This window comes from Bacillus cereus group sp. TH152-1LC (assembly GCF_027710505.1).
Taxonomy (GTDB): Bacteria; Bacillota; Bacilli; order Bacillales; family Bacillaceae_G; genus Bacillus_A; species Bacillus_A mobilis.
Window position 1 is genome coordinate 37,182 of the sequence record NZ_JAQFNK010000014.1, and the last position, 20,915, is coordinate 58,096.

The window sequence follows — 20,915 nt, forward strand, 5'->3', positions numbered from 1 at the left end:
ATAAAATTCTATATATATCATATAAATAAATTTGATACATAATGGTTCTATGTAGAAATGTTAATAGAATGAAGCGAGGGAGCGAAATGAGACAGAAAAAGGAGCAGAAGAAACAATCGAAAAAGAAAAAGACTCATATTCCTTTTCGATTAAATGTACTATTTTTTATCGTCTTTCTTTTATTTTCAGCTATTATAATTCAATTAGGTAAAGTACAAATCATTGATGGAGAAACGTATAGAAATGAAGTGAACAAAAAGGAAGATGTAACGGTAAGCACTCCTGTTCCTAGAGGGAAAATGTTTGATCGGCAAGGTCAAGTGATTGTAAATAACAAACCGCTACGAACCGTTACATATACGAAAATGAAAGGAGTAGATTCGAAAGAAGTTTTACAAGTAGCAAGAAATTTAGCCAAACTTATTGAAATGTCGCCAGAAGATATAAATAAGCTGACGGAAACAGATAAAAAAGATTTTTGGATGCAGTTAAATGAAAAACGATCAGCAGAAAAAGTAACGAAAGAGGATGAGAGTGCATTTAGGAAGCAAGAGATAGAGGGGAAAGAATTAGATAAAAAAGTTGAAGAGTTGCGCCGTGAAAGAATTACGCCAGAAGAATTAAGTGAACTTTCAAAAGAGGATCTAGAAGTACTAGCAATTAAAAGTAGGATGAATGCGGGATATAAAATGACGCCGCAAATTGTTAAAAAAGATGTAAGTCAAAATGAATATGCAATCGTAAGTGAAAGATTGGCAATTTTGCCAGGAGTGGATACGACAGTGGATTGGGAACGTGAATACCCAAATGATAAAATACTTCGTTCCATACTTGGTAGCGTTTCTACTGAAAATGAGGGCTTGCCAAGAGAGCAGTTAGATTATTATTTAGTACGTGATTATAACCGAAATGATCGCATTGGTAAGAGTTATATCGAGAAACAGTACGAAGATGCATTGCATGGAACGAAAGAACAGTCTAAAAATATTACGGATAAAGCAGGGAATATTATTCGGACGGAAAAAGTGACTGAAGGAAAAAGCGGAAATAATTTAATGTTAACAGTGGATATGGAGTTACAGAAAAAAGTAGAGGAAAGTCTTGAAAAGAATTTACGAGCATTTCATTCGGCAGAGCCAATGATGGATCGTGCATTCGTTGTAATGATGAACCCGAAAAACGGGCAAATTTTATCAATGGGTGGCAAGAAAATTGTAAATAAAGATGGCGGCATGCAAATAGAAGACTTCGCTTTAGGAACGATGACAAGTTCTTATGAGTTAGGATCAACTGTGAAAGGGGCTACGTTATTAGCTGGATATCAAACTGAAACGATTAAGCCGTATACGCATTTCTTCGATGCACCAATGTATTTTAAAGGGAGTACTAAGCCAAAGAAATCGTGGAAAGACTTTGGAGATATTGATGATTTAAGAGCTTTACAAGTTTCATCAAACGTTTATATGTTTAATACAGCATTAAAAATGGCAGGTATAAATTATGTACCAAACAATCCGTTAGACATTAAAAAAGAGACATTTAATAAAATGCGTTACTACTTTAGACAGTTTGGCTTAGGTGTACCAACAGGTATTGACTTGCCGAATGAATCGATTGGTCAAATGGGTAGAACGGATGACATACCTGGTTTTTTACTTGATTATGCGATTGGACAGTATGATACATATACGCCGCTACAGCTTGCTCAATATATGTCAACAATTGCAAATGGCGGTTACCGAATGAAACCACAAATTGTACAAGAAGTGAGAGAACAACCACATAGACCAGAGGATGTTGGAAAAGTTATACGCTCTATTGAACCAGTTATTTTAAATCGAGTGGATATGGACACTTCATACATTAATCATGTAAAAGAAGGATTTAGAAGAGTTTTTCAAGAAACTGATGGGACAGGTACTGCAACGTTTAAAGGATTACCGTATAAACCGGCTGGAAAAACAGGAACAGCTGAAACTGTATATGGTGGAGAAAGTGATATTGGAAGAGATGAAAACTATAACCGGAAAAAATGTTATAATTTAACTCTTGCCGGTTATGCACCATATGATGCTGATCCGGAAGTTGCTTTTTCAGTTGTTGTACCTTGGGTGAATGATGACAAATCAGGAATTAATTCCGCGATTGGTAAAGAGATTTTGGATGCGTATTTTGAATTGAAAGCAAAAAGAGCGGGTGGAAATCCAGTCCCAGTAGAACAACCGAACAAGGCCCAGTAAAAATAGTATCACTGCATGGAGGCTTATTGTGCAGTGATCTATTTTTTGAGTTAAAAAGCGTTTAAATAAGGTGGGAATGGATATGAAGCAGGAGATTAAAAGAGGCTGGGGGAAATACATACTCTTCGTGTTTGTTTTGGTAGTAGCCTATCATTCTTTTACTTTATGTAAAGTGGAAGGGAAATCGATGCAACCGACTTTATATGAAGAAGACTACGTATTTGTAAATAAAGCAGCAGTACATTTTTCTAATTTAGAGCACGGAGAAATCGTCATTATAAAAGAAGAGGATGAGTCGAAATATTATGTAAAACGAGTAATAGGACTTCCTGGTGACGTAATTAACATAACGAATGGATCAGTATATGTGAATGATAAAAAGCAAGAAGAAACGTATACAAATAAAGATTTATTCAATAACACGCAAGTGTTTTATAACTTTCAAAAGACAAAAATCCCGCCAAATAAATTATTTGTAATGGGAGATAATCGTGAACTTAGTAGAGATAGTCGAAATGGCTTAGGTTATATTGAAGAAGATAACATAATAGGCAAAGTGGAATTTGTATATTATCCGTTTTCAAAAATGAAGATTATAGAATAAGTGGGGTTTTGTATACCCCCACTTATTAAAGTTTCACTTTACCTTCTTTAAAAAACCTTTTGGATTAAATGATATGAAGAACTTATGCTTAGATTCATCGATTATGAAATTGTTATTTTTAGTTAAAAACTCTTCAACAGCTTCCATCGGTCCAGGGCCCCAATCGGGAGAAACAGGATTTCCATTAATAGATGTATCCTCTACAATAATATAACTACCAGTAGTAACGATAGATTTATAAAGTAAAAGTTCTTTTGCGACATGCTCTTTACAATGATCTGAATCTAAAATAACTAAAATCACATCATCAGGTTTGCGCATATTTAATATAGTTTGAACGGCCTGTACAGAAACAGAAGAAGCTGTTACATACGTAATTCGGTCATGGGATGGACGATTTGGTTGAGGGAATATATCAATAGTAAGTACATGACCTTTTCCAATTAAATCTAATATAGAAGCTAAATACAATGCACTACCACCATAACAAGTACCACATTCAATAATTAAATCGGGTTTTAATTCGTAAACAATTTCTTGATACAAAAAAAGATCAGTGGGAAGTTTGAGAATGGGGACACCAAGCCAATGTGTATCATATAACCAGACTCGACTATCGTAATATTGTTTTAAAAACTCGCTACTTATGTTATCGATTTTGAACACTCCTTTCTGAAACGAAAGTTGTACAATATAATATGTGAAATATAAGTATAAGGAGAATGTTTTTTAATAAAAATGAGCAAAATACCTCATTAAAAACCAATTGTTTATATAATAAAAAACTTAATTCAGTAAGTTCTAATCAAAATGCAATTTAAATATGTAGATGAGGGGAAAAGCAACGTATGTATAAGTACACAATTTGCTTCATTAGAAAAGGAAATGAAATACTCTTATTGAATAGGAATAAAAAGCCGAATATGGGAATGTGGAATGGTGTTGGTGGAAAAATGGAAGAGAATGAGACGCCATACGAAGGGATTATTAGAGAAACACTTGAGGAAACGGGAATAGAGCTTCCAAGTGTAACGTATAAGGGGAATGTTATTTTTAAAGATAAAGACGAGTCTTGGGATGGTGAGGGAATGTATGTGTTCCTTGCTGATTTACCAGATGGAGTGCATATGGGCACGCCATTAAGTACGGCGGAAGGATTATTACAATGGAAAGAAATTGACTGGATATTAAATTGTGAAAATAGAGGTGTAGTTAGCAATTTACAAAAATACTTACCGATAATATTAAAAGAAGAAAATAAGTTGGATCATATATTCACATATGATAACCGGAATATTATTGAATACACAATTGAATGTTTGTCGGAAGATGATGCGAACAAACGGTATGAAAAGCAACTTGTTTCTCAATAGAAAAGTATGAAAACAATCCCTCTTATAAATTAGTAGATAATATTTTAATAGAGCAAACAGCATTATTATGTTGATTGCTCTCATTATATATGCGAGGTGATGATATGTTTCAGAAATATATTTCATTAGGCATAATTGTCATATGTACGATGTTCCTTTTTGTAGCTTGTTCAAAAAATGATAAAGAACTGAAAGACATTCAAAAAGCAGATTATCTTGTTTCCTATTCAAATGCAATGAAAGACGGTAATTACATATATGGATATGATAAGAAAGGAAATGAGATTAGTAAAATAGAGATAGATGGACAAAGTATGATGAGTAACGCAAAAGATGAAAAGGGGTACTATTTCTCATCAAATAGAAATAACAATCATTATGCTGTTGATAAGACAGGCAAGATACAAGAGATAAATAGACCTAAAGAATTACAAGATGTAAACGCAGGGGCATATTTCATACATGCAGAGCAAGGGTATGTATATTATGATGTAAATATTGGATTGGTGGACGAAAAGAAGGGATATACAAGTGAACTTGTATATTGGAAAGATAGTGATAAAAAGCAAGAAAGTGTAGAACTAAAAGGAACGATTCAAGGGGCGCATATTATTCAGAATAACATGTACGCATTTTCACAAACGTTAGATAAAGTATACATTTCAGAAATAGATTTGGCGACAAATAAAAAGATAAACGAATTTGAAATTCCTAATGAAAATGTATATTTTGCACCAACTGCTCAAAAAGTAATTTTTCAAAAGTATAAAGATAAATTATTACTCGTATTAAGTGATAATGTGAATCAAAAGTTACCACCTAAATTAATTATGGTAAATACGAAGACTAGAGTAGTAGAAAAAGAAACGATATTAGACGAAAAGCAATTCATACCTGTTCTAGTGCAGATAATTGATAATAAGGTGTATGTTTTAAATAATGATGAGAAAATGAAAGAGTTAGATGAGAATTTGAACATCATACGCACATATTCATTACAAAGTGACAAAAATACAAAAATCAATAGAGAGGATAAAGGGATTTCAGATATACAAGTACATGGTAATAAGGTGTATATCTTATACAAAGATATGAATCCAAAGAGTAAAACGAAACAATTGGTAGCTGAGATTGAAGGATATGATCTGTTAACAGGAACCAGCATTGAAAAGACTATTTTACAACTAGAGAAGAAGTGGGATGATATTACTTTTCTTGTATTAAAAGAGTAAATAAAGCGATTTGAAGGGGGAACTTACATTATGGCATTCAAAAGTGAGGAAGAACTAAATGAAGCTATCGAAGAAGCTAAAGCAAGTCTAGCAATAGAGGGTATGATTATTACAAAAGAAATGGAAAAAATTATTAAAGCGAAGGTAACAGGAAAGATAACGCACGAGCAATTTATCGCATTAGCTGATGCGATTGCAAGGCGTGAACTTACTTAACAATCTAGAAGGCACCACAAACTTTTGCTAAATAAACGGGGAAAAAGAGATGGTAGATCCAACTCTCAGGCTGTAGACAAACTATTTTTGGAGAGTTCAGATGCTAAAAAATAGTTTGTTTCTTGCTGTATGGCGAATTTATCCAACTATATATATACGTAGTACGTTCTATGCTACAATTTAATATAAGTGAGGAAGGAAGGTGTCTTATGAAAATATCTGTTTATGTTGCAAGTGCATTTAGCAAGGATAATAAAGGTGGAAATAAAGCAGGAGTGGTATTTATGGAGAATACATTGACCACTACTCAAAAAATGGCAATAGCCAAAGAACTGGGCTATGCGGAAACCGTATTTATATCAGAATCTGAAATTGCCGATTATAAATTTGAGTATTTTACACCAAAAGAAGAAGTTGATTTATGTGGTCATGCGACAATTGGCTCTTTCGCGATACTGATGCATGTAAATAAACTTTTCAGGAATCGCTATACAATTGAAACGAACAGCGGTGTTCTTACTATTACCATAAAAGATGACATCATATTCATGGAACAAAATGAACCAATATTTTATGATGTTATATCTCCAAATGAGTTTATCGACTGCTTTGACATTAAAGCTATAGACAATACATACCCAATTCAAATTGTCTCCACGGGCTTAAAAGATATTTTAATTCCTATAAAAAGCGAAGCACAATTACATACAATGCAACCTAATTTTGAAAAAATTAAAGAAATCAGCAAGTATTATAATGTTGTCGGGATGCATCTATATACTATTAATGATAATCGAATAATATGCAGAAACTTTGCTCCACTATATGACATCAATGAAGAAGCGGCGACTGGAACTTCAAACGGTGCATTAGCTTGCTATCTTTATGAACAGCACAACTTACAAAAAGAAGTCTATGTATTTGAACAAGGTTATTCTTTACAATCGCCTTCCGAAATATTAGTTAAATTAGCAACCGATAGCAACAATAAAGTAGAAAAAGTTTATGTTGGCGGCAAAGGCTATTACTGTGAAACTAAGTATTTAAATTTAGAAAATATTGAGTGAAAATAATAAAAGAGATGGTAGATCCATCTCTTTTTCATATGCTCCATGATTAACTGCGAATCGCCTTAATCATAAAACGATGTTGCTTCACATCAAAATAACCTTTTTGTAAGATGATTTCATGTATACGATATAATTCCTCATAATACCTTTCAACAGTAAAATCAGGAATTTGCCACGGAATCGCTTTTAAATAATAGACGATAGCGCCAATGTCGTAAAAGCGTTGAAAAGGGAACTCTTCTTTTTCTTCTAAAGTAGTAAATCCATTTTGCTTTAACTCAATGCATGCTGCTTCGAGCGACCAACTTGCAAATTCGCTATTTAGCGGCGTGTTAAACTGTTCATTTAGTTTCGCACAATCGAGACCACCAACTTGTTGTGTAAGGAAAATTCCATTCGGAGAAAGGATTCTGTTTACCTCAGAAGCAGCATATGATTCATGTTGATTTATGATTAAATCAAACTGACCATCTTGAAACGGTAAAGCAGTATCATCCGTTACCTCTATAACTGTAACCCCTAAAGGTTCTAATTTCTTTCGAGCGATTGGCACGTTTGGAGCATAGCCCTCAGTAGCATAAATAGTTGACGGGAACGGTTGCAACATTGATAAAAACTCTCCGCCGCCAGTACCCATATCGAGCATTGACTGTGCACACTGTATAAGCTGAAAAGCAGTGCTGCCGTACGACCAAGATAAAGGCTCGCTCTTCATTCGACCCGTTTCTGAAATGAAAGAGAAATCCCAACCGCTAAAATTTGTATTAGCACTTTCTAATAGTGATGAAAATAATAGATCACGTTTCATAATTGTATCCTCCTATTTTGTAAGTACATGATATGATGAGAAAAGAAAAGGGGAGGACCTCTTATTAAAGGTAAAGGGGAATGGTTTTACGTTTCGTGTTCAAATAGATTCATATAAATTCGCTCCTTGTGAGAATGGTTATTTATATATTCGGGATAATCGAGTGAAAATCCTTTGAAATTATGGGGGAAGGTAGTTGTTTAGTGGGCAACTGGATGGAGTATACAGACGAAGAGTACGCCCAAATTTGGGACAGGATAGATAGTAAGCTAAAGTTTTCACCAAGTGATTCTATATTCCCATCATCTAAGGTGCCAAGTCCTTTTGTTACATATAATATTTCTCATTGCTTTGGAGAATCGATAGATCTAAATATATATAGCGATCTGGAAGATAAAGCGTTACAAGCTTTTCAAGAAATTACAGAATCAAATGAATATATTATGGCACTGGATTGGCAACATGAGTGTTATTCGGTGAATCCACATTTAGAGTTTGAAAGAAATGAATTTCATGAGTGGATTATACCCGTATTTCCGAATGGAGATTATTACTTCTTTATTCAGAAGGACTTTAAGTGGGGCTATTTAGGCCACCCTTGGGAGAAGAGTATAACGATATTTGGAAAAGAACTAATAGAAAGCTTTGAACAAAATAAGCCGGAAATGTTTCAAAATATTTTAAGGAAAGGGTAATGTTTGCAAGAGAAAACCGCTTATACTTCATTCTTGAAGCATAAGCGGTTTTATTTAAAATACTCAAAAAGAAAAATCCTTTGGTAAAGTACCACTTTTAATCACCGTTCGTAACCCATGTTTTATAATCCAAGGGTTAACAGGGTGCTGTTTATCGCGTAATTGTTGTAACCATTGAAAAACGAGTTCTTTATCTTCTTTCGTAATATCATTAATATGATTGGCTACTGACTTTTGGACATATTTAGACGGATCATTCATTAATGGTTCAAGAAGCTGTAAATTGTTCTTAAAGTCACCTTTCAGAGCTCCTATTTTTTTAGCCCAAGGAAGTCTGGGCCTTGTACCTTCGGAAACTAATCTTCTAATGTGGCTGTTTTCGTCATGAATCCATTGTTGTAATATGTGTAGTGAGTCTTCATGGTATGCTTCAAGAAAAGGCCGAATGGCATATTCAGCAGTATTCCTTTTTGTTATTTCATACATGGCGTTACATGAGGATTCAAAATCGTTAAGTCCATATTTTTCAACGTATTTTGCAATAGGCATGTACATATATCCGTTTGTAAAAGTACCTACTTCTGTTATGTTTTCTGGTCCTAATGTTTTCAGTAAAATATGTATTGCTTCATTAAAATCTCTTTGTAATACATTGTGTAATTCATCTGCTATTACTTCTATACGCTGCTTTAACTCTAAATTTTCAACTTTACATGTTACAGAATCTACAAAGATTCTTTTAGAGAAAGTAGGATCGTGTTTACAAATAGAATCAGCCATTTTTTCTGCTAATTCTTCATTAAATAAAAATTTTAACGGAACATATTTACCCATTTTTTCACCTCAATGGTCAGCTAAAACAATTTTTATTTTTTTATCGATAACCCATAAACCAAAGTCTCACTCGGAGTCGTAATACTAAAACCAGTCGTCTTATAATCAAGTTTCACCGTATCACCAGTGTAGTCTTTCGTAAATGAATCCATTTGTACGGTGAAATCAGCATCTTCATATACAACGTCATCTGCATTATGTGTATCCCACATTAAATCCACATCAACGAAAATACTACAAGAGTTTGTCATTGTCCCTCTAATGCGAATGATCTTTTTATCTTCGCGCTCTAATCTATGTATAGCTGCTTTTGCTTCATCAGTAATGCGAATGTTCATGGTATCCCAACCTTTATGTATATTTCCTTTATTATTGCAAAAACAAGAGCAATAGGGAAGGGAGAAGCATCGGAATAAAAAACGAGCAAACAAATTTGTTTGCTCGTTTCACTTTATTTTAGTTCACATTTATCAAGTGGAATCACTTTCGTTTTCTTCGTAAATTTATATCCTAACCATAGTACTAAGAAGAGTGGTAAACCGATGTAAGAAACGAGTACACCGTTCCAATCGATTGATTCGCCCATAAATGCACCGTAGTTTTGACCTAAAATGACGATGACACAAAGTGCAAATGCGAAGATTGGACCGAACGGGAACCATTTTGCTCTATATGGTAAGTCTTTTAAATCTTTTCCTTGTGCGATATATGCTTTACGGAAACGGTAATGACTAATTGCGATTCCAACCCATGCAATAAAGCCAGACATTCCAGATGCGTTTAATAACCAAATGTATACAACACCGTCGCCGAATAAGGAAGCAATGAAAGCGATACTACCAACAATTGACGTTACGATTAATGCGTTAACAGGTACACCGCGGCTGTCTAATTTGCCTAAGAATTTTGGTGCTTTACCTTGGCGAGCTAAATCCCAAAGCATACGAGTTGATGCATACATACCAGAGTTACCAGCAGAAAGTACTGCCGTTAAAATAACAGCGTTCATAACAGAAGCAGCAAAGGCAACACCAGCTTTTTCAAAAATAAGTGTAAATGGACTTACTGTTACATCACTTGCAGCAAGGCTTTCAGTCGTATAAGGAATTAATAAACCGATAACGAGAATCGCAAGGATATAGAATAAAAGAATACGCCAAAAGATTGAACGAATTGCTTTCGGAATATTACGCTCTGGATCAGATGTTTCACCAGCAGCAACTCCTAATAATTCAGTACCTTGGAATGAGAAACCAGCAGCCATAAATACACCGATAATTGCCATGATGCCGCCGTTAAATGGTGCATCTGCAACAGTGAAGTTTTTGAAGCCAACAGTTTCACCGCCCATAATTCCAAAAATCATCATAAAGCCAACAATTAAAAAGATAATAATAGTAACGACTTTAATAAGTGCAAACCAATATTCAGATTCACCAAACCCTTTAACAGATAAGTAGTTTAAAAGGAAAATAATAGCTAAACATAATCCGCTCCAAATGAGGGAAGGGGTATCTGGGAACCAAAATTTCATAATTAATGTTACAGCCGCGAGTTCAGCAGCGATTGTAATGGCCCAGTTATACCAATAGTTCCATCCAAGTGCAAAGCCAAGGGATGGATCAACAAATTTTGTTGCATACGTGCTAAAAGAACCGGTAACAGGCATGTAAGCAGCGAGTTCAGCTAAGCTTGTCATTAAAAAGTAAACCATAATTCCAATTGCGGCGTATGCGACTAGTGCACCGCCAGGACCAGCTGAATGGATGACGCCACCGCTGGCAAGAAATAGTCCGGTACCAATTGTACCACCGAGAGAAATCATCGTAAGGTGCCTTGATTTTAAACTGCGTTTTAGTTCACCTTTTCCGTTTGTAGTTTGTGTTTCAGAGGTAGTTTGATTCGTTGCGCTATTCATGTTCAACACTCCTTTTCTTGTAAGATAGGAAGGAGCGGGGGAGAAAAATACAAAAAACCGCCAAAGGAATTTGGCGGAACGTTTCACAAATAACCACCCCCATCATACCCTTCCGTTAAGATAGCACCCCACGTTTACACGGTAATTTTGTAAACGTGACAGTTCTGTTCCTTTCGGAGACAGCCCCAGCTCATATTTCCAGAGAAGAAATAGAAACTTCGGCAACTTTTCCTTTCAAACGGAGTCGGTGACATTCTCTGTATCTCGTCCGTCTTACTATTAAAAGTCGCAACCTCTACCTCATCGGATTGATGAGGATTTGATATATTGCTAAGATTTTTAATATATGGCAATTGTAATGACTTTCTGAATATATTGCAAGATATTTTGTTAGGAAAAGTCAAAAAATATCGGTTATTGTATAGGAAACGCTCGCAAAACTCCACCCGAACCTACTGTTATGTAACAAAAAATAAAGAAAGAAATTGTTATACAAATGTTTCGCAAAAAATATTGAAAAACCCTTTAAAAATAAAAGAAAATTCTGAAAATATAATTCGACATTCATTATAAAGTCATATTTTTTGGTATAATTAGAGTAACGTTTAATCAAAAAAGGGGAAATCAATATGAAATTAGAAACAGAAAGACTCTATATAGTGCCGTGTACAGAAGAGAGGATGCACGTTGCTAACGAGCAAGGATATAACAGTGGTCCACATATTGTAGGGCATGTAGAAACTGTAAAACAAGATGCGGCTTTATTACCTTGGGGCGCGTGGTATGTCATTCGAAAAGAAGATGACATCGTTCTAGGTGATATAGGATTTAAAGGAAAACCAAATGAGGAACATACAGTAGAAATTGGTTACGGATTTGTTGAGAAATATTGGAATAAAGGGTATGCGACAGAAGCTGTAAGAGAACTAATAAATTGGGCTTTTCAAACAGGAGAGGTAGAAACGATTATTGCAGAGACAATTCTTGAAAATATTAGCTCGATTCGTGTATTAGAGAAATTACATATGAAAAGAGTAGGCACTACAGAAACGATGATCAATTGGAAAATAGAAAAATAAAAAATACCGCTCGAAGTATATCGGGCGGTATTTTTATCGTTATGGTAGCATTTGTTTTTGATCATTCGGATATCCAGCTGTCGGTGCGTTAGAACGCTTGGAATGATTGCGAACAGCAATGAAAATAGAAATAATAACGACAAGACCAACTGCAACGTAAGAAAGTGAAATAATAGTTGGATCCACTTTAAATGTAGTAAGCAGTGTACGAATGTTTGTAAAGATTATAAGGCCCCCAACTAATACGCCAAGTAAATGAGAAGGAACGATGCGTACTAACCATGCAGCGATTGGTGCTGCAACGATGCCACCGAGCATGAGAGAAAATACCCAAACCCAACTGACTTGTTCCCAGCCAAGTGAAATGAAAAATCCGATTGTTGCAGCGAGTGAAACAGGAAACTCACTCGTATCTACAGATCCGATAACTTTTCTAGCTTCATTTCCTCTTGCCAAAAGCACAGGTGTTGTAATCGGACCCCAGCCACCACCACCAGTTGAATCAACGAATCCAGCAAATAAACCAAGTGGAACAAGTTGTTTTGCAGACATACGTTTTTTTGAAGTGACAATTTGTTTTTGAATGAGGAATCGTAATAAAATATAAACCCCTAAAGTAAATAAAAATACGGAAATGTAAGGTTTAATTACATCACCAGGTAAATTGCTTAAAAAACATGCCCCAATAAATGCGCCAATTGCTCCTGGTAATGTAAGCCTGGAAACGGTATATTTATCGACGTTTCCAAATTTGATGTGTGATGCACCAGAAGCGGCAGTTGTAACAACTTCAGCTAAATGAACTGATGCAGATGCAACGGCCGGAGCAATACCAAACATTAATAAAAGTGATGTAGATGTTACCCCATACGCCATTCCAAGCGCTCCATCGATTAATTGAGCGAAAAATCCGATAATAGCAAAGACAATTAATTTCTGCATAAATAATCCCCCTGTAATAATAAATGAAAAAGACACTTTTCCCGTATGAGAAAAGTGCCTTTGGTTTTTCCAATCAGCAATAATTAAATTTGTTTTATTATAATACATATTAATCGTATAAATCAACTGGGTTTTAAAGTTTTTGAATTGAATGAAAGAAAAATAAAATATACAATAAAAGGATGGAGAGAAAGGGGAGAAAGACATGTTACGATTTGATCATCTCGTACACGCAGTACATGGTACACCGGAGGAAGCGGCGAACCAAATGCAGGAGCATGGATTTCATACTGTAGTAGGCGGAGAGCATACGACTTGGGGTACTTGGAATAGTTTATGTTATTTTGATTTATCATATATTGAATTTTTAGCAGTTCAGCATGAAGAAAAAGCGAAGAAAGCAGAAAATCCATTAGTACAAGAAACAGTGGTGAAACTACAAAATGGAGAAGGGATGCTACAAATCGCAATCCGAACAGATGCAATTGAAGAACTAGCAGTTAAATTTAGTAAACACGGCTTACATACGATAGGGCCATTTGAAGGTAAACGTATGAGAAAAGATGGCCGCCTTTTAGAATGGAAAATGTTATTTGTTAAGCAAGAAGAGAACGGACCGAAATTGCCTTTCTTTATACAGTGGAATGAAACGGATGAAGAAAGAAGAAACGATTTACGTAACATAGGAACAATCACTGAACATAAAAACAAAGTACAACAACTTGATACAATTCATTACGCAGTGAAAAACGTTCGAGAAACAGTGCGGAAATGGGAAGACGTAATGGGGCTAAATGTAAGCTCAGTCGTAAAAAATGAAGAATGGAATGCGGAATGTCAAAGTGTAGCGTTTGGTGACATTCATGTGCAGTTTTGTGAACCAATTGGAGAAGGGCTAGTACTAGAACGATTGAAGCATCATGGCGAATATCCATTTGCAGTGGAGTTTAGAGGTGAAAATAAACGAGAGCATGAAGTGTTAGGTAGTTTGTACATATATTGATAGAGGTGAACGTAGTGGAAGAAATACTTAGAGAGATAGAGAGAAAACTAGAATGGCCTCGTATTGCAAAGTGTACAGCTATTTCAAAAGGTTTTTCACATGAAGAGAAATATAAAATAGAATTAGAAAACAGAATAACATATTTTGTGAAGGTATGTGATGCTGTTCATTTCGAATGTAAACAAGAAGAATATACGTATATGAAGCAATTAGAGTCATTACATATTCCAACGCCTAAATTAATTCATTTCATAAAGCTTGAGAAATTAAATAAATGTATTCAAGTATTTGAATGGATACAAGGTGTAAATGGTGAAGAAGGTTTAGGGAAGCTATCAGTGGAAGAACAGTATTATGCAGGAAGAAAAGCAGGAGAAGTATTAAAGAAGATTCACTCAATTGAAAAAGAAAGTGCAAGTAATAAATGGAAAACGGTTCGATGGAATAAATACGAAAGATACGTAGATGCGTTAGCGAACTATGAAATAGACTTCCTTGATTTGAAGCCAGTATTAAGATTTGTAGGGGAGCATAAACAATTATTGAAAAATCGTCCAATCACATTTTTATACGATGACTTCCATCCAGCAAATAGTATGATTCAGAATAAGGAGTTTATCATAATCGATTTTGGTGGATATGATTTTGGCGATCCAATACATGATTTTTATAATGTAGCGATTTTTACTACAAGAATAAGTAAACCATTTGCGGTTGGACAAGTTCACGGATATTGCGGAGGCGAACCATCGCTTCATTTTTGGAAACTGTACTCCTTATATGCAGCAATGACATTCCCAGCGGATATCGTATGGACAAACCGAAGCACACCGCATTTAGTAGATGGTATGAAGGAAAGGTTGAACGGAATTTTAGAAGATCATAATCATTTTTCATCCTATATTCCAAAATGGTATCAATCACAACATACGGATATAATAAACTATAAGTAATGGAGGGAATCATATGGATAAAATAGCAGTAATTTCAGATATTCACGGTAATATTCCGGCATTAGATTCTGTACTGAAAGATATTAAAGTAAGAGGTATTGAGCGCATCATTTGTCTTGGAGATTTAGTCGGAAAAGGTCCTCATTCTAGCGAAGTGATTGAAATCATTCGTAAGGAATGTGAAGGCGTTGTAATGGGGAACTGGGATGATTTTATTACAAAACCAACTGAATTTGAGGCGTTAAAATGGCATCAAAACCAACTATCTGAAGAACAAAATGAATATTTAAGAAGCTTACCATTTTCAATCGAATTTTATATGAGCGGCAAACTCATTCGTATGTTCCACGCTTCACCAAGAAGTTTATATGAAAGAATTCAGCCACATGCCTCAAGAGAAGAACGAGTTAGTATGTTTGAAAATAGCGATTTTACGGAAAATATAGAAGGGGAAAGAAAACCAGATGTCGTTTGCTACGGTGACGTTCACCAAGCATTCGTTCAAAATTTCAGAGGGAAAACGTTATGTAATGCTGGTAGTGTAGGCAATCCACTTGAAATTACACAAGCTTCCTATTTAATATTCGAAGGAACATACAATGAAAAAGAAGCCGCAAGCTTTTCCATTCAACTCGTACGTGTACCGTATGATATTGAATTAGCTATCAGGCTAGCAGAAGAACTCGATATGCCAGAAATTGAAGAATATAAACAAGAATTACGGACTGCATTGTATCGAGGCTTTAAGGGAAAGTAAGCCAATCATAACATATCAACGATTTTTCAAATATATATATCATAACTTAAAATATATCGGCGATTTTTTCGATATATCGACGATTCGACAAAGGATATCGACTTACCGACAAATAATGACATAAACTATTACTCATAATAATATTATGTAAACAGATTGTGGGAGGAAATACCATGAACCGAAAACAACGAATCAAAGAAATTGCAGATCATATTTTAAAATTAAATGTAACCCATCCAACAAGAGTTGGAGTAAGTGGTATAACAGCGTCAGGAAAAACAACATTTGCAAACGAATTAGCAGAGGAAATGAAAAAGCTCGGAGTTCCAGTAACACGCGCCACCATTGACGATTTTCATAATCCGAGAGCAATTCGATACGTGCAAGGAAAAGAATCGGCAAGAGGGTATTACGAAGATGCACACGATTATACAGCTTTCAAAGAAAGGTTATTAAAGCCTTTAGGACCAGACGGGAATTTACAATATGAAACGATTTCTCATAATTTAAAAACGGATATCCCTGTACATAATGAGCCGTTAATGGCTCAATCCAATATGGTATTAATAGTAGATGGAACGTTTCTATTGAAAAAAGACGTTGCGCATTTATTTGACTATAAAATTTTCGTAGATACAGATTTTGAGATTGCGAGAAAACGTGGTACAAAGCGCGAGACCGAGGCTTTTGGAAGTTATGAAGAAGCAGAGAAAATGTTTTTAAACAGATATCACGCGGCCTGTAAAATGTATATAGATGAGCATAATCCGAAAGAGTGTGCGGATGTTGTATTTCGGAATAGTGATTTTGATGGTACGTTAGTTGTATGTAAAGAAATTTAATACGGTTTAAATAGAAAAAATCGTGAAAGGGGATGTTTTGGGTGGATAAAAAAGATAATCCGAACGATTGGCCTGTGTGGGCGAATGAGTCAGTAGAGATAGTTAATGCAAATCCTGATTGGCAAGATAAAGGCCGATGTGAAGAACAGCAACTATATGAACTGCTTGCTCCTCACGGTATAAGTAAAGTAATACATATAGGAAGTACATCCATACCTGGTTTACCAGCAAAACCTATCATTGATTTAATGGCTGAAATAGACTCATTTGATAAAGTACTACATATTTCAGCGAAATTGGCCATATATAATTGGCATTATGTAAGCCCAGAATTAGATGAAAGACCTTGGAGAAGGTTCTTTGTGAAAGTTAAGAATAATAGGCGTGTAGCGCACCTGCATTTGATGGTTAAAGGAACTGAGCGATGGGAGCAACAACTTTTATTTCGTAACCGCTTACGAGAAAATCCACAATTAGTTTATGAGTATTCAAATCTTAAACAAGATTTAGCTAAAAGATTTAACCAAGATAGAGAAGCATACACAAAAGCTAAAACAGAATTTATTAAACAAGTTCTAAAATGATTTAAATTTTGATTGTAACTACGTTTGAATATAAAAGAAAAAACATACTTTATTTTATAACTTAAACTTACATGAAATGCATGTAAACAAAGTGAGAGACTACGATGCTCTAATGTATTTCCTTTTATTTATCATGATGAATTTTATATAATTGAATCAAGTTCATAGAAAGATAGGTACTAAAACGATTCTAAAAATCGACTTGATTTTATGAAAAAAATTAAAGGGAATAAGGCGAAAATAAGTTAATAAAGTAAAAAGGGGACAAGAAATATAATGAATGAAGTACTAGAATTAAAAGAAGAACTACTACAAATTAAAAATAATAATTATGCTGTACCAGAAGACGTAGATGCATATCCATATGCGCAGTGGATGCTAGATTATATCGGATCACCTGATGCTGAATTACGTGATGATTTAATTTATAGTACGCTTCACATATGGATTACAAATGATGTATTTAGACAAAAAGAGTTACGAGGATTAATGTTACAAGCGATTAGTCCTGATTATTTATTTTATAAAATTGGTGAAAAGGGAACAGACTCTGTATTTAAACGTGCATTCTCCGTATTAATCCCACCACTTATTTTATCTGTTCATGAGAGAGAACCGTTGTTATCTGAAGAGCAACTGTACAGTGTGGCAGAACAAGTACTGGAATATGTATATTTAGAAGAAGATGTAAGGGGTTACGTAGAAGGAAAAGGATGGGCACATTCTACTGCACATGCAGCAGATGCACTCGATGCTTTAGCGCGTACAATACAAAATCGTGAGTTTTCATATGCAATACTAGCTGCTGTTCGCCAGAAGGTACGCTTACATGACTACGTATACATCCACTTTGAAGATGAGAGATTAGTAGCGCCAATTATGTCGTTACGTAACCAAAATCTTTTAACTGAAGAAGAGTGGAGCAATTGGCTACATAGTATAGCAACTGTTGAAGACATCCGACATCCGCAGCATGCTATTTTAGTACAAAATATTAGAACTTTCCTAAGAAGTTTTTATTTCAGAGTTTTAGAGACAGAGGGTAGTACAGCCTTTACAGATGATATATTAGAGACTTTGAAGGGTTTGCGTAGGTATTAAAAATATATTTTTCGAATAGCAAAGTACATAAAACCAACATCTCCCAACCATACTAATAAAATGTGTTGGAGGTGAATGTTATGGACAAAAAAGACTTTGAAAAAGTTTATAATGATTACTTACATCAAGGAGAAGAGCAAGCTCAATTTGATGTAAACCATGAAGTCAATTCAGGATTAGAACAAATTGTTGCTGTTCGTAAAAATGATGATGGTGATTTAATAGCGTTTAAAACAAGTAGCGGGAGAGAGTTAGATTATATAACTGCTCTTAGTGAAGCAAAATCAGGGAAGTTAGCTCATGTGGACGTATTTCATAAGTATGGTAGAGATATTATACGTAGTGAAGCGGATGGAATAAAAGAAAATAACTTAGATAATTTACCTTCATTTTAAACGGGTAAACCTCAAGAAGAGAATGTTCATTCCAATATTCTCTTCTTTTTTTGCGAAGGTTTCCTTGCAAATAGAATGTTCATTTTTAAAGTGTAATCATACTTTTAAAGAGCGCTCTAAATTTCTCTTTATCTTCTGCTGTAAATGGTTTTGGTCCCTTTGTACGCTTACCACTTTTTCGAACCATTGCACTTAAATACCGTGTTTGTAATAGTTGGTCAATGTTTTCATTCGTATACTTATAGCCTTTATGGTGTAGTACGATACAGCCTTTTGCTAAAGCGAGCGAAGCAAGACCGTAATCTTGTGTTACGATTAAATCTTCTTTTTTTGCTAACTGCATAATTCGGTAATCTGCAGCATCTGCTCCGGAATCAACATAAATTGTTTCCACACCTTTTGGTTGTTCCGCATTAGAGTAATGAGAAAAGCTAGTAACGAGGGTTACAGGGATTTCTGCATTCGTAGCCTCTAAAATAATCACATCTTTTACAGGACAAGCATCTGCATCAACGTAAATTTTCATTTTTATCGCTCCTATAAAGTGAAACTTTAATCAGTGGGGGGCATCCTCCACTGATTATTAGTTGAACCAATCGGGCATTTACGGGCAGTTGATCTCCCACCTAACTTCTTTGTTACAGCTGAATTTTGAGGTAGGAGTTTTATTGCCCGTTAATACGGGATAACTAGGTTCGTGTTGATAATAATGGTAGATTTTTCTTTTGTCAAACGAGAAAGCTTTATGTAAAGTTATTTTCCACAAACTAAAATAGCCTCACGCAAACGAGAAATACCTTCCTCAATTTGATCAATATTCACTTTTCCATAAGATAAACGAATATAACCATCTTTCGCACCGAAAATACTACCGGGCATAAAGGCGATTTCTTGTTTTAAGCTTTGCATAATAAGTTGTTTTTCGTTTATCGGTTCTTTTAATTTTTCCCATATGTATATACCACCGGTCGGGTTTGAAAAAGAGATTTTATCGTGAAGTTGCTCGTTTAGGGCGCGAACGATAACGTCTCTTTTTTCTGCTAATTGTTTTCGTAACGGTACGATATGAGATTGAAATGGTACAGTTTCGAAAAATTGTTGCATAAGCCACTGCGGGAAAATGCTCATACCTAATTCCATTTGGTGCCTTGCGTCGGATAACCTTTCTACTACAGACTGCGGAGCGACAAGCCAGCCAACTCGTAAACCTGGTGCAATCATTTTTGATAAGGAATGTACATAAATGACTGTTCCATTTTCATCAATTGATTTTAAAGTAGGGCAAGGTTGTTTCTTTTCTAACGTAAGTAAACTGGACGGATCATCTTCAACAATCGCAATTCGTAAATCTGCGCAAAGTGATAACAGTTTTTTTCTACGGTTTGGATGCAGCATTGTGCCCGTAGGATTTTGGAAGTTTGGATTTAAAAAGATCATTTTAATACGATGCTTTCTATATAATTCTTGCACATCGTCTGGATTAATACCATGTTCATCGACAGGTAACGGGAAAATACGGATACCTGCTGATTGGAATAACGGTAAGGAATAACAGTGTGAAGGACTTTCGAAAGCGACCGCATCACCTGGATTTAATAAACATTGCACGATAAGGTGAAGTGCTTGCTGTGCGCCTGATGTAATCATAATGGACTGCTCAGTTGCTTCAACTTTTAAATATTCCTTCATATATTTTACGACCGCTTGTCTTAGCGGGAGATACCCTTGCGGATGATCATAACTTAATGAATGCGTTAACGGTTGTTCTCGTAAAATCGTTTGTAGTTGATTGTGAGGATAGAGGTTACAACCGAGCTCTCCATTTGCGAAATCAATGATGTTTTCATTTTGTTGTACTTCCGCACGAATATGGCGAAGTAACGGTAAGTTTGGTAAAAACGTACCACCTTCTACGAAATTTCTCCAGTTCGGCGTTAATGTTGGAGAAACGCCCCACATATGTGTACTTACACGTGTACCTTTACCAGTCGTACTTTCTACAATTCCCATAGCGCGTAGTTCATTATAAGCAGTCGTTACTGTACTTCGGTTTACATTTAACTGCGTAGCTAATTTCCGTTCGGAAGGGAGGAAGCTACCAGGTGGAAGTTCTCCGTATGTAATACGTTTTTCAATAAAGTCAACAACTTGCTGATAAATTGGGATTTTACTGTCGTTATCTAGCTTCCATTCCATACAAACGCCTCCGCATCTCTTATATACATTCAGTATAACAAATTGGCTGGGTAAAAAAACAGCCAATTGGACG

Annotated in this window: 23 protein-coding genes and 1 riboswitch; of the genes, 15 read left to right on the forward strand and 8 right to left on the reverse strand. The window is 35.2% G+C overall.

The genetic code is table 11. The features are described from left to right. Positions 1 to 86 precede the first annotated feature (86 nt). Both PDL00_RS24120 and lepB read left to right on the forward strand, forming a co-directional pair. Positions 87 to 2,240: a peptidoglycan D,D-transpeptidase FtsI family protein gene (locus PDL00_RS24120; protein ID WP_242251734.1), complete on the forward strand. Its 2,154-nt coding sequence runs from the start codon at positions 87 to 89 to the stop codon at positions 2,238 to 2,240. 82 nt (positions 2,241 to 2,322) lie between these two features. Continuing rightward, positions 2,323 to 2,844 carry a signal peptidase I gene (lepB, locus tag PDL00_RS24125; RefSeq protein WP_270731585.1) on the forward strand — a complete coding sequence of 174 codons (522 nt, stop codon included), beginning with the start codon at positions 2,323 to 2,325 and terminating at the stop codon, positions 2,842 to 2,844. A gap of 33 nt (positions 2,845 to 2,877) precedes the next feature. Here lepB and PDL00_RS24130 read toward each other — a convergent pair whose 3' ends face one another. Beyond that, positions 2,878 to 3,510: a cephalosporin hydroxylase family protein gene (locus PDL00_RS24130; RefSeq protein ID WP_270731590.1), complete on the reverse strand. Its 633-nt coding sequence runs from the start codon at positions 3,508 to 3,510 to the stop codon at positions 2,878 to 2,880. A 182-nt stretch (positions 3,511 to 3,692) separates the two neighbouring features. On the opposite strand from PDL00_RS24130, the gene PDL00_RS24135 reads away from it, so the two are divergent. The 4 genes from PDL00_RS24135 (at position 3,693) to PDL00_RS24150 (ending at position 6,732) form a co-directional block, all read left to right on the forward strand. Then, positions 3,693 to 4,217, forward strand: coding sequence for an NUDIX hydrolase (locus PDL00_RS24135; RefSeq protein WP_242251738.1), 525 nt, complete (start codon positions 3,693 to 3,695; stop codon positions 4,215 to 4,217). A gap of 104 nt (positions 4,218 to 4,321) precedes the next feature. Then, on the forward strand, positions 4,322 to 5,449 hold the full coding sequence (locus tag PDL00_RS24140; RefSeq protein ID WP_270731594.1) for a hypothetical protein: 1,128 nt from the start codon (positions 4,322 to 4,324) through the stop codon (positions 5,447 to 5,449). Positions 5,450 to 5,479: 30 nt separating this feature from the next. After that, positions 5,480 to 5,665 (forward strand): antitoxin VbhA family protein, encoded by a 186-nt coding sequence (locus tag PDL00_RS24145; RefSeq protein ID WP_088063870.1) that lies wholly within the window; start codon positions 5,480 to 5,482, stop codon positions 5,663 to 5,665. A gap of 209 nt (positions 5,666 to 5,874) precedes the next feature. Further along, on the forward strand, positions 5,875 to 6,732 hold the full coding sequence (locus PDL00_RS24150; protein WP_242251742.1) for a PhzF family phenazine biosynthesis protein: 858 nt from the start codon (positions 5,875 to 5,877) through the stop codon (positions 6,730 to 6,732). Between the two features lie 49 nt (positions 6,733 to 6,781). Here the strand turns inward: PDL00_RS24150 and PDL00_RS24155 are convergent, their stop codons facing one another. Next, positions 6,782 to 7,543, reverse strand: a complete 762-nt coding sequence (locus PDL00_RS24155) for a class I SAM-dependent methyltransferase (protein WP_242251744.1) — start codon at positions 7,541 to 7,543, stop codon at positions 6,782 to 6,784. Positions 7,544 to 7,746: 203 nt separating this feature from the next. Between PDL00_RS24155 and PDL00_RS24160 the strand changes: the two genes are divergently transcribed. Beyond that, positions 7,747 to 8,238: a DUF2716 domain-containing protein gene (locus PDL00_RS24160; protein WP_270731601.1), complete on the forward strand. Its 492-nt coding sequence runs from the start codon at positions 7,747 to 7,749 to the stop codon at positions 8,236 to 8,238. 63 nt (positions 8,239 to 8,301) lie between these two features. On the opposite strand, the gene PDL00_RS24165 is transcribed toward PDL00_RS24160, so the two are convergent. The 3 genes from PDL00_RS24165 to PDL00_RS24175 form a co-directional block, all read right to left on the reverse strand. After that, positions 8,302 to 9,072, reverse strand: coding sequence for a DNA alkylation repair protein (locus PDL00_RS24165; protein ID WP_242251750.1), 771 nt, complete (start codon positions 9,070 to 9,072; stop codon positions 8,302 to 8,304). Positions 9,073 to 9,104: 32 nt separating this feature from the next. After that, positions 9,105 to 9,410: an iron-sulfur cluster biosynthesis family protein gene (locus tag PDL00_RS24170; protein ID WP_242251752.1), complete on the reverse strand. Its 306-nt coding sequence runs from the start codon at positions 9,408 to 9,410 to the stop codon at positions 9,105 to 9,107. A 113-nt stretch (positions 9,411 to 9,523) separates the two neighbouring features. Beyond that, a complete protein-coding gene (locus tag PDL00_RS24175) occupies positions 9,524 to 10,990 on the reverse strand; it encodes an amino acid permease (RefSeq protein WP_242251753.1) in 1,467 nt (488 codons plus the stop codon). Between the two features lie 113 nt (positions 10,991 to 11,103). Beyond that, positions 11,104 to 11,296, reverse strand: a riboswitch (Lysine riboswitch). A 323-nt stretch (positions 11,297 to 11,619) separates the two neighbouring features. Between PDL00_RS24175 and PDL00_RS24180 the strand changes: the two genes are divergently transcribed. Further along, positions 11,620 to 12,069: a GNAT family N-acetyltransferase gene (locus tag PDL00_RS24180; RefSeq protein WP_270731606.1), complete on the forward strand. Its 450-nt coding sequence runs from the start codon at positions 11,620 to 11,622 to the stop codon at positions 12,067 to 12,069. 39 nt (positions 12,070 to 12,108) lie between these two features. Here PDL00_RS24180 and PDL00_RS24185 read toward each other — a convergent pair whose 3' ends face one another. Continuing rightward, positions 12,109 to 13,119 carry a sulfite exporter TauE/SafE family protein gene (locus PDL00_RS24185; protein ID WP_242251761.1) on the reverse strand — a complete coding sequence of 337 codons (1,011 nt, stop codon included), beginning with the start codon at positions 13,117 to 13,119 and terminating at the stop codon, positions 12,109 to 12,111. A 97-nt stretch (positions 13,120 to 13,216) separates the two neighbouring features. Between PDL00_RS24185 and PDL00_RS24190 the strand changes: the two genes are divergently transcribed. The 7 genes from PDL00_RS24190 to PDL00_RS24220 all read left to right on the forward strand — a co-directional run bounded on the left by PDL00_RS24190 (position 13,217) and on the right by PDL00_RS24220 (position 18,646). After that, on the forward strand, positions 13,217 to 14,014 hold the full coding sequence (locus tag PDL00_RS24190; RefSeq protein WP_270731608.1) for a VOC family protein: 798 nt from the start codon (positions 13,217 to 13,219) through the stop codon (positions 14,012 to 14,014). A gap of 14 nt (positions 14,015 to 14,028) precedes the next feature. Beyond that, positions 14,029 to 14,967, forward strand: coding sequence for an aminoglycoside phosphotransferase family protein (locus PDL00_RS24195; RefSeq protein WP_270731610.1), 939 nt, complete (start codon positions 14,029 to 14,031; stop codon positions 14,965 to 14,967). Between the two features lie 13 nt (positions 14,968 to 14,980). After that, on the forward strand, positions 14,981 to 15,724 hold the full coding sequence (locus PDL00_RS24200; RefSeq protein ID WP_242251767.1) for a metallophosphoesterase family protein: 744 nt from the start codon (positions 14,981 to 14,983) through the stop codon (positions 15,722 to 15,724). 173 nt (positions 15,725 to 15,897) lie between these two features. Next, complete coding sequence (locus tag PDL00_RS24205; protein WP_270731612.1) at positions 15,898 to 16,566, forward strand: hypothetical protein; 669 nt, start codon at positions 15,898 to 15,900, stop codon at positions 16,564 to 16,566. Between the two features lie 41 nt (positions 16,567 to 16,607). After that, positions 16,608 to 17,150 carry a GrpB family protein gene (locus PDL00_RS24210; protein ID WP_270731743.1) on the forward strand — a complete coding sequence of 181 codons (543 nt, stop codon included), beginning with the start codon at positions 16,608 to 16,610 and terminating at the stop codon, positions 17,148 to 17,150. A 276-nt stretch (positions 17,151 to 17,426) separates the two neighbouring features. Then, a complete protein-coding gene (locus PDL00_RS24215; RefSeq protein WP_270731614.1) occupies positions 17,427 to 18,251 on the forward strand; it encodes a DUF2785 domain-containing protein in 825 nt (274 codons plus the stop codon). A gap of 80 nt (positions 18,252 to 18,331) precedes the next feature. Then, entirely contained in the window at positions 18,332 to 18,646 is a 315-nt protein-coding gene (locus PDL00_RS24220; RefSeq protein WP_270731616.1) for a DUF3892 domain-containing protein, read from the forward strand. Between the two features lie 85 nt (positions 18,647 to 18,731). Here the strand turns inward: PDL00_RS24220 and PDL00_RS24225 are convergent, their stop codons facing one another. Next, positions 18,732 to 19,172 carry a YaiI/YqxD family protein gene (locus PDL00_RS24225; protein WP_270731619.1) on the reverse strand — a complete coding sequence of 147 codons (441 nt, stop codon included), beginning with the start codon at positions 19,170 to 19,172 and terminating at the stop codon, positions 18,732 to 18,734. Positions 19,173 to 19,399: 227 nt separating this feature from the next. Further along, on the reverse strand, positions 19,400 to 20,842 hold the full coding sequence (gene pdxR / locus PDL00_RS24230; protein WP_270731621.1) for a MocR-like pyridoxine biosynthesis transcription factor PdxR: 1,443 nt from the start codon (positions 20,840 to 20,842) through the stop codon (positions 19,400 to 19,402). Between the last annotated feature and the right edge of the window lie 73 nt (positions 20,843 to 20,915).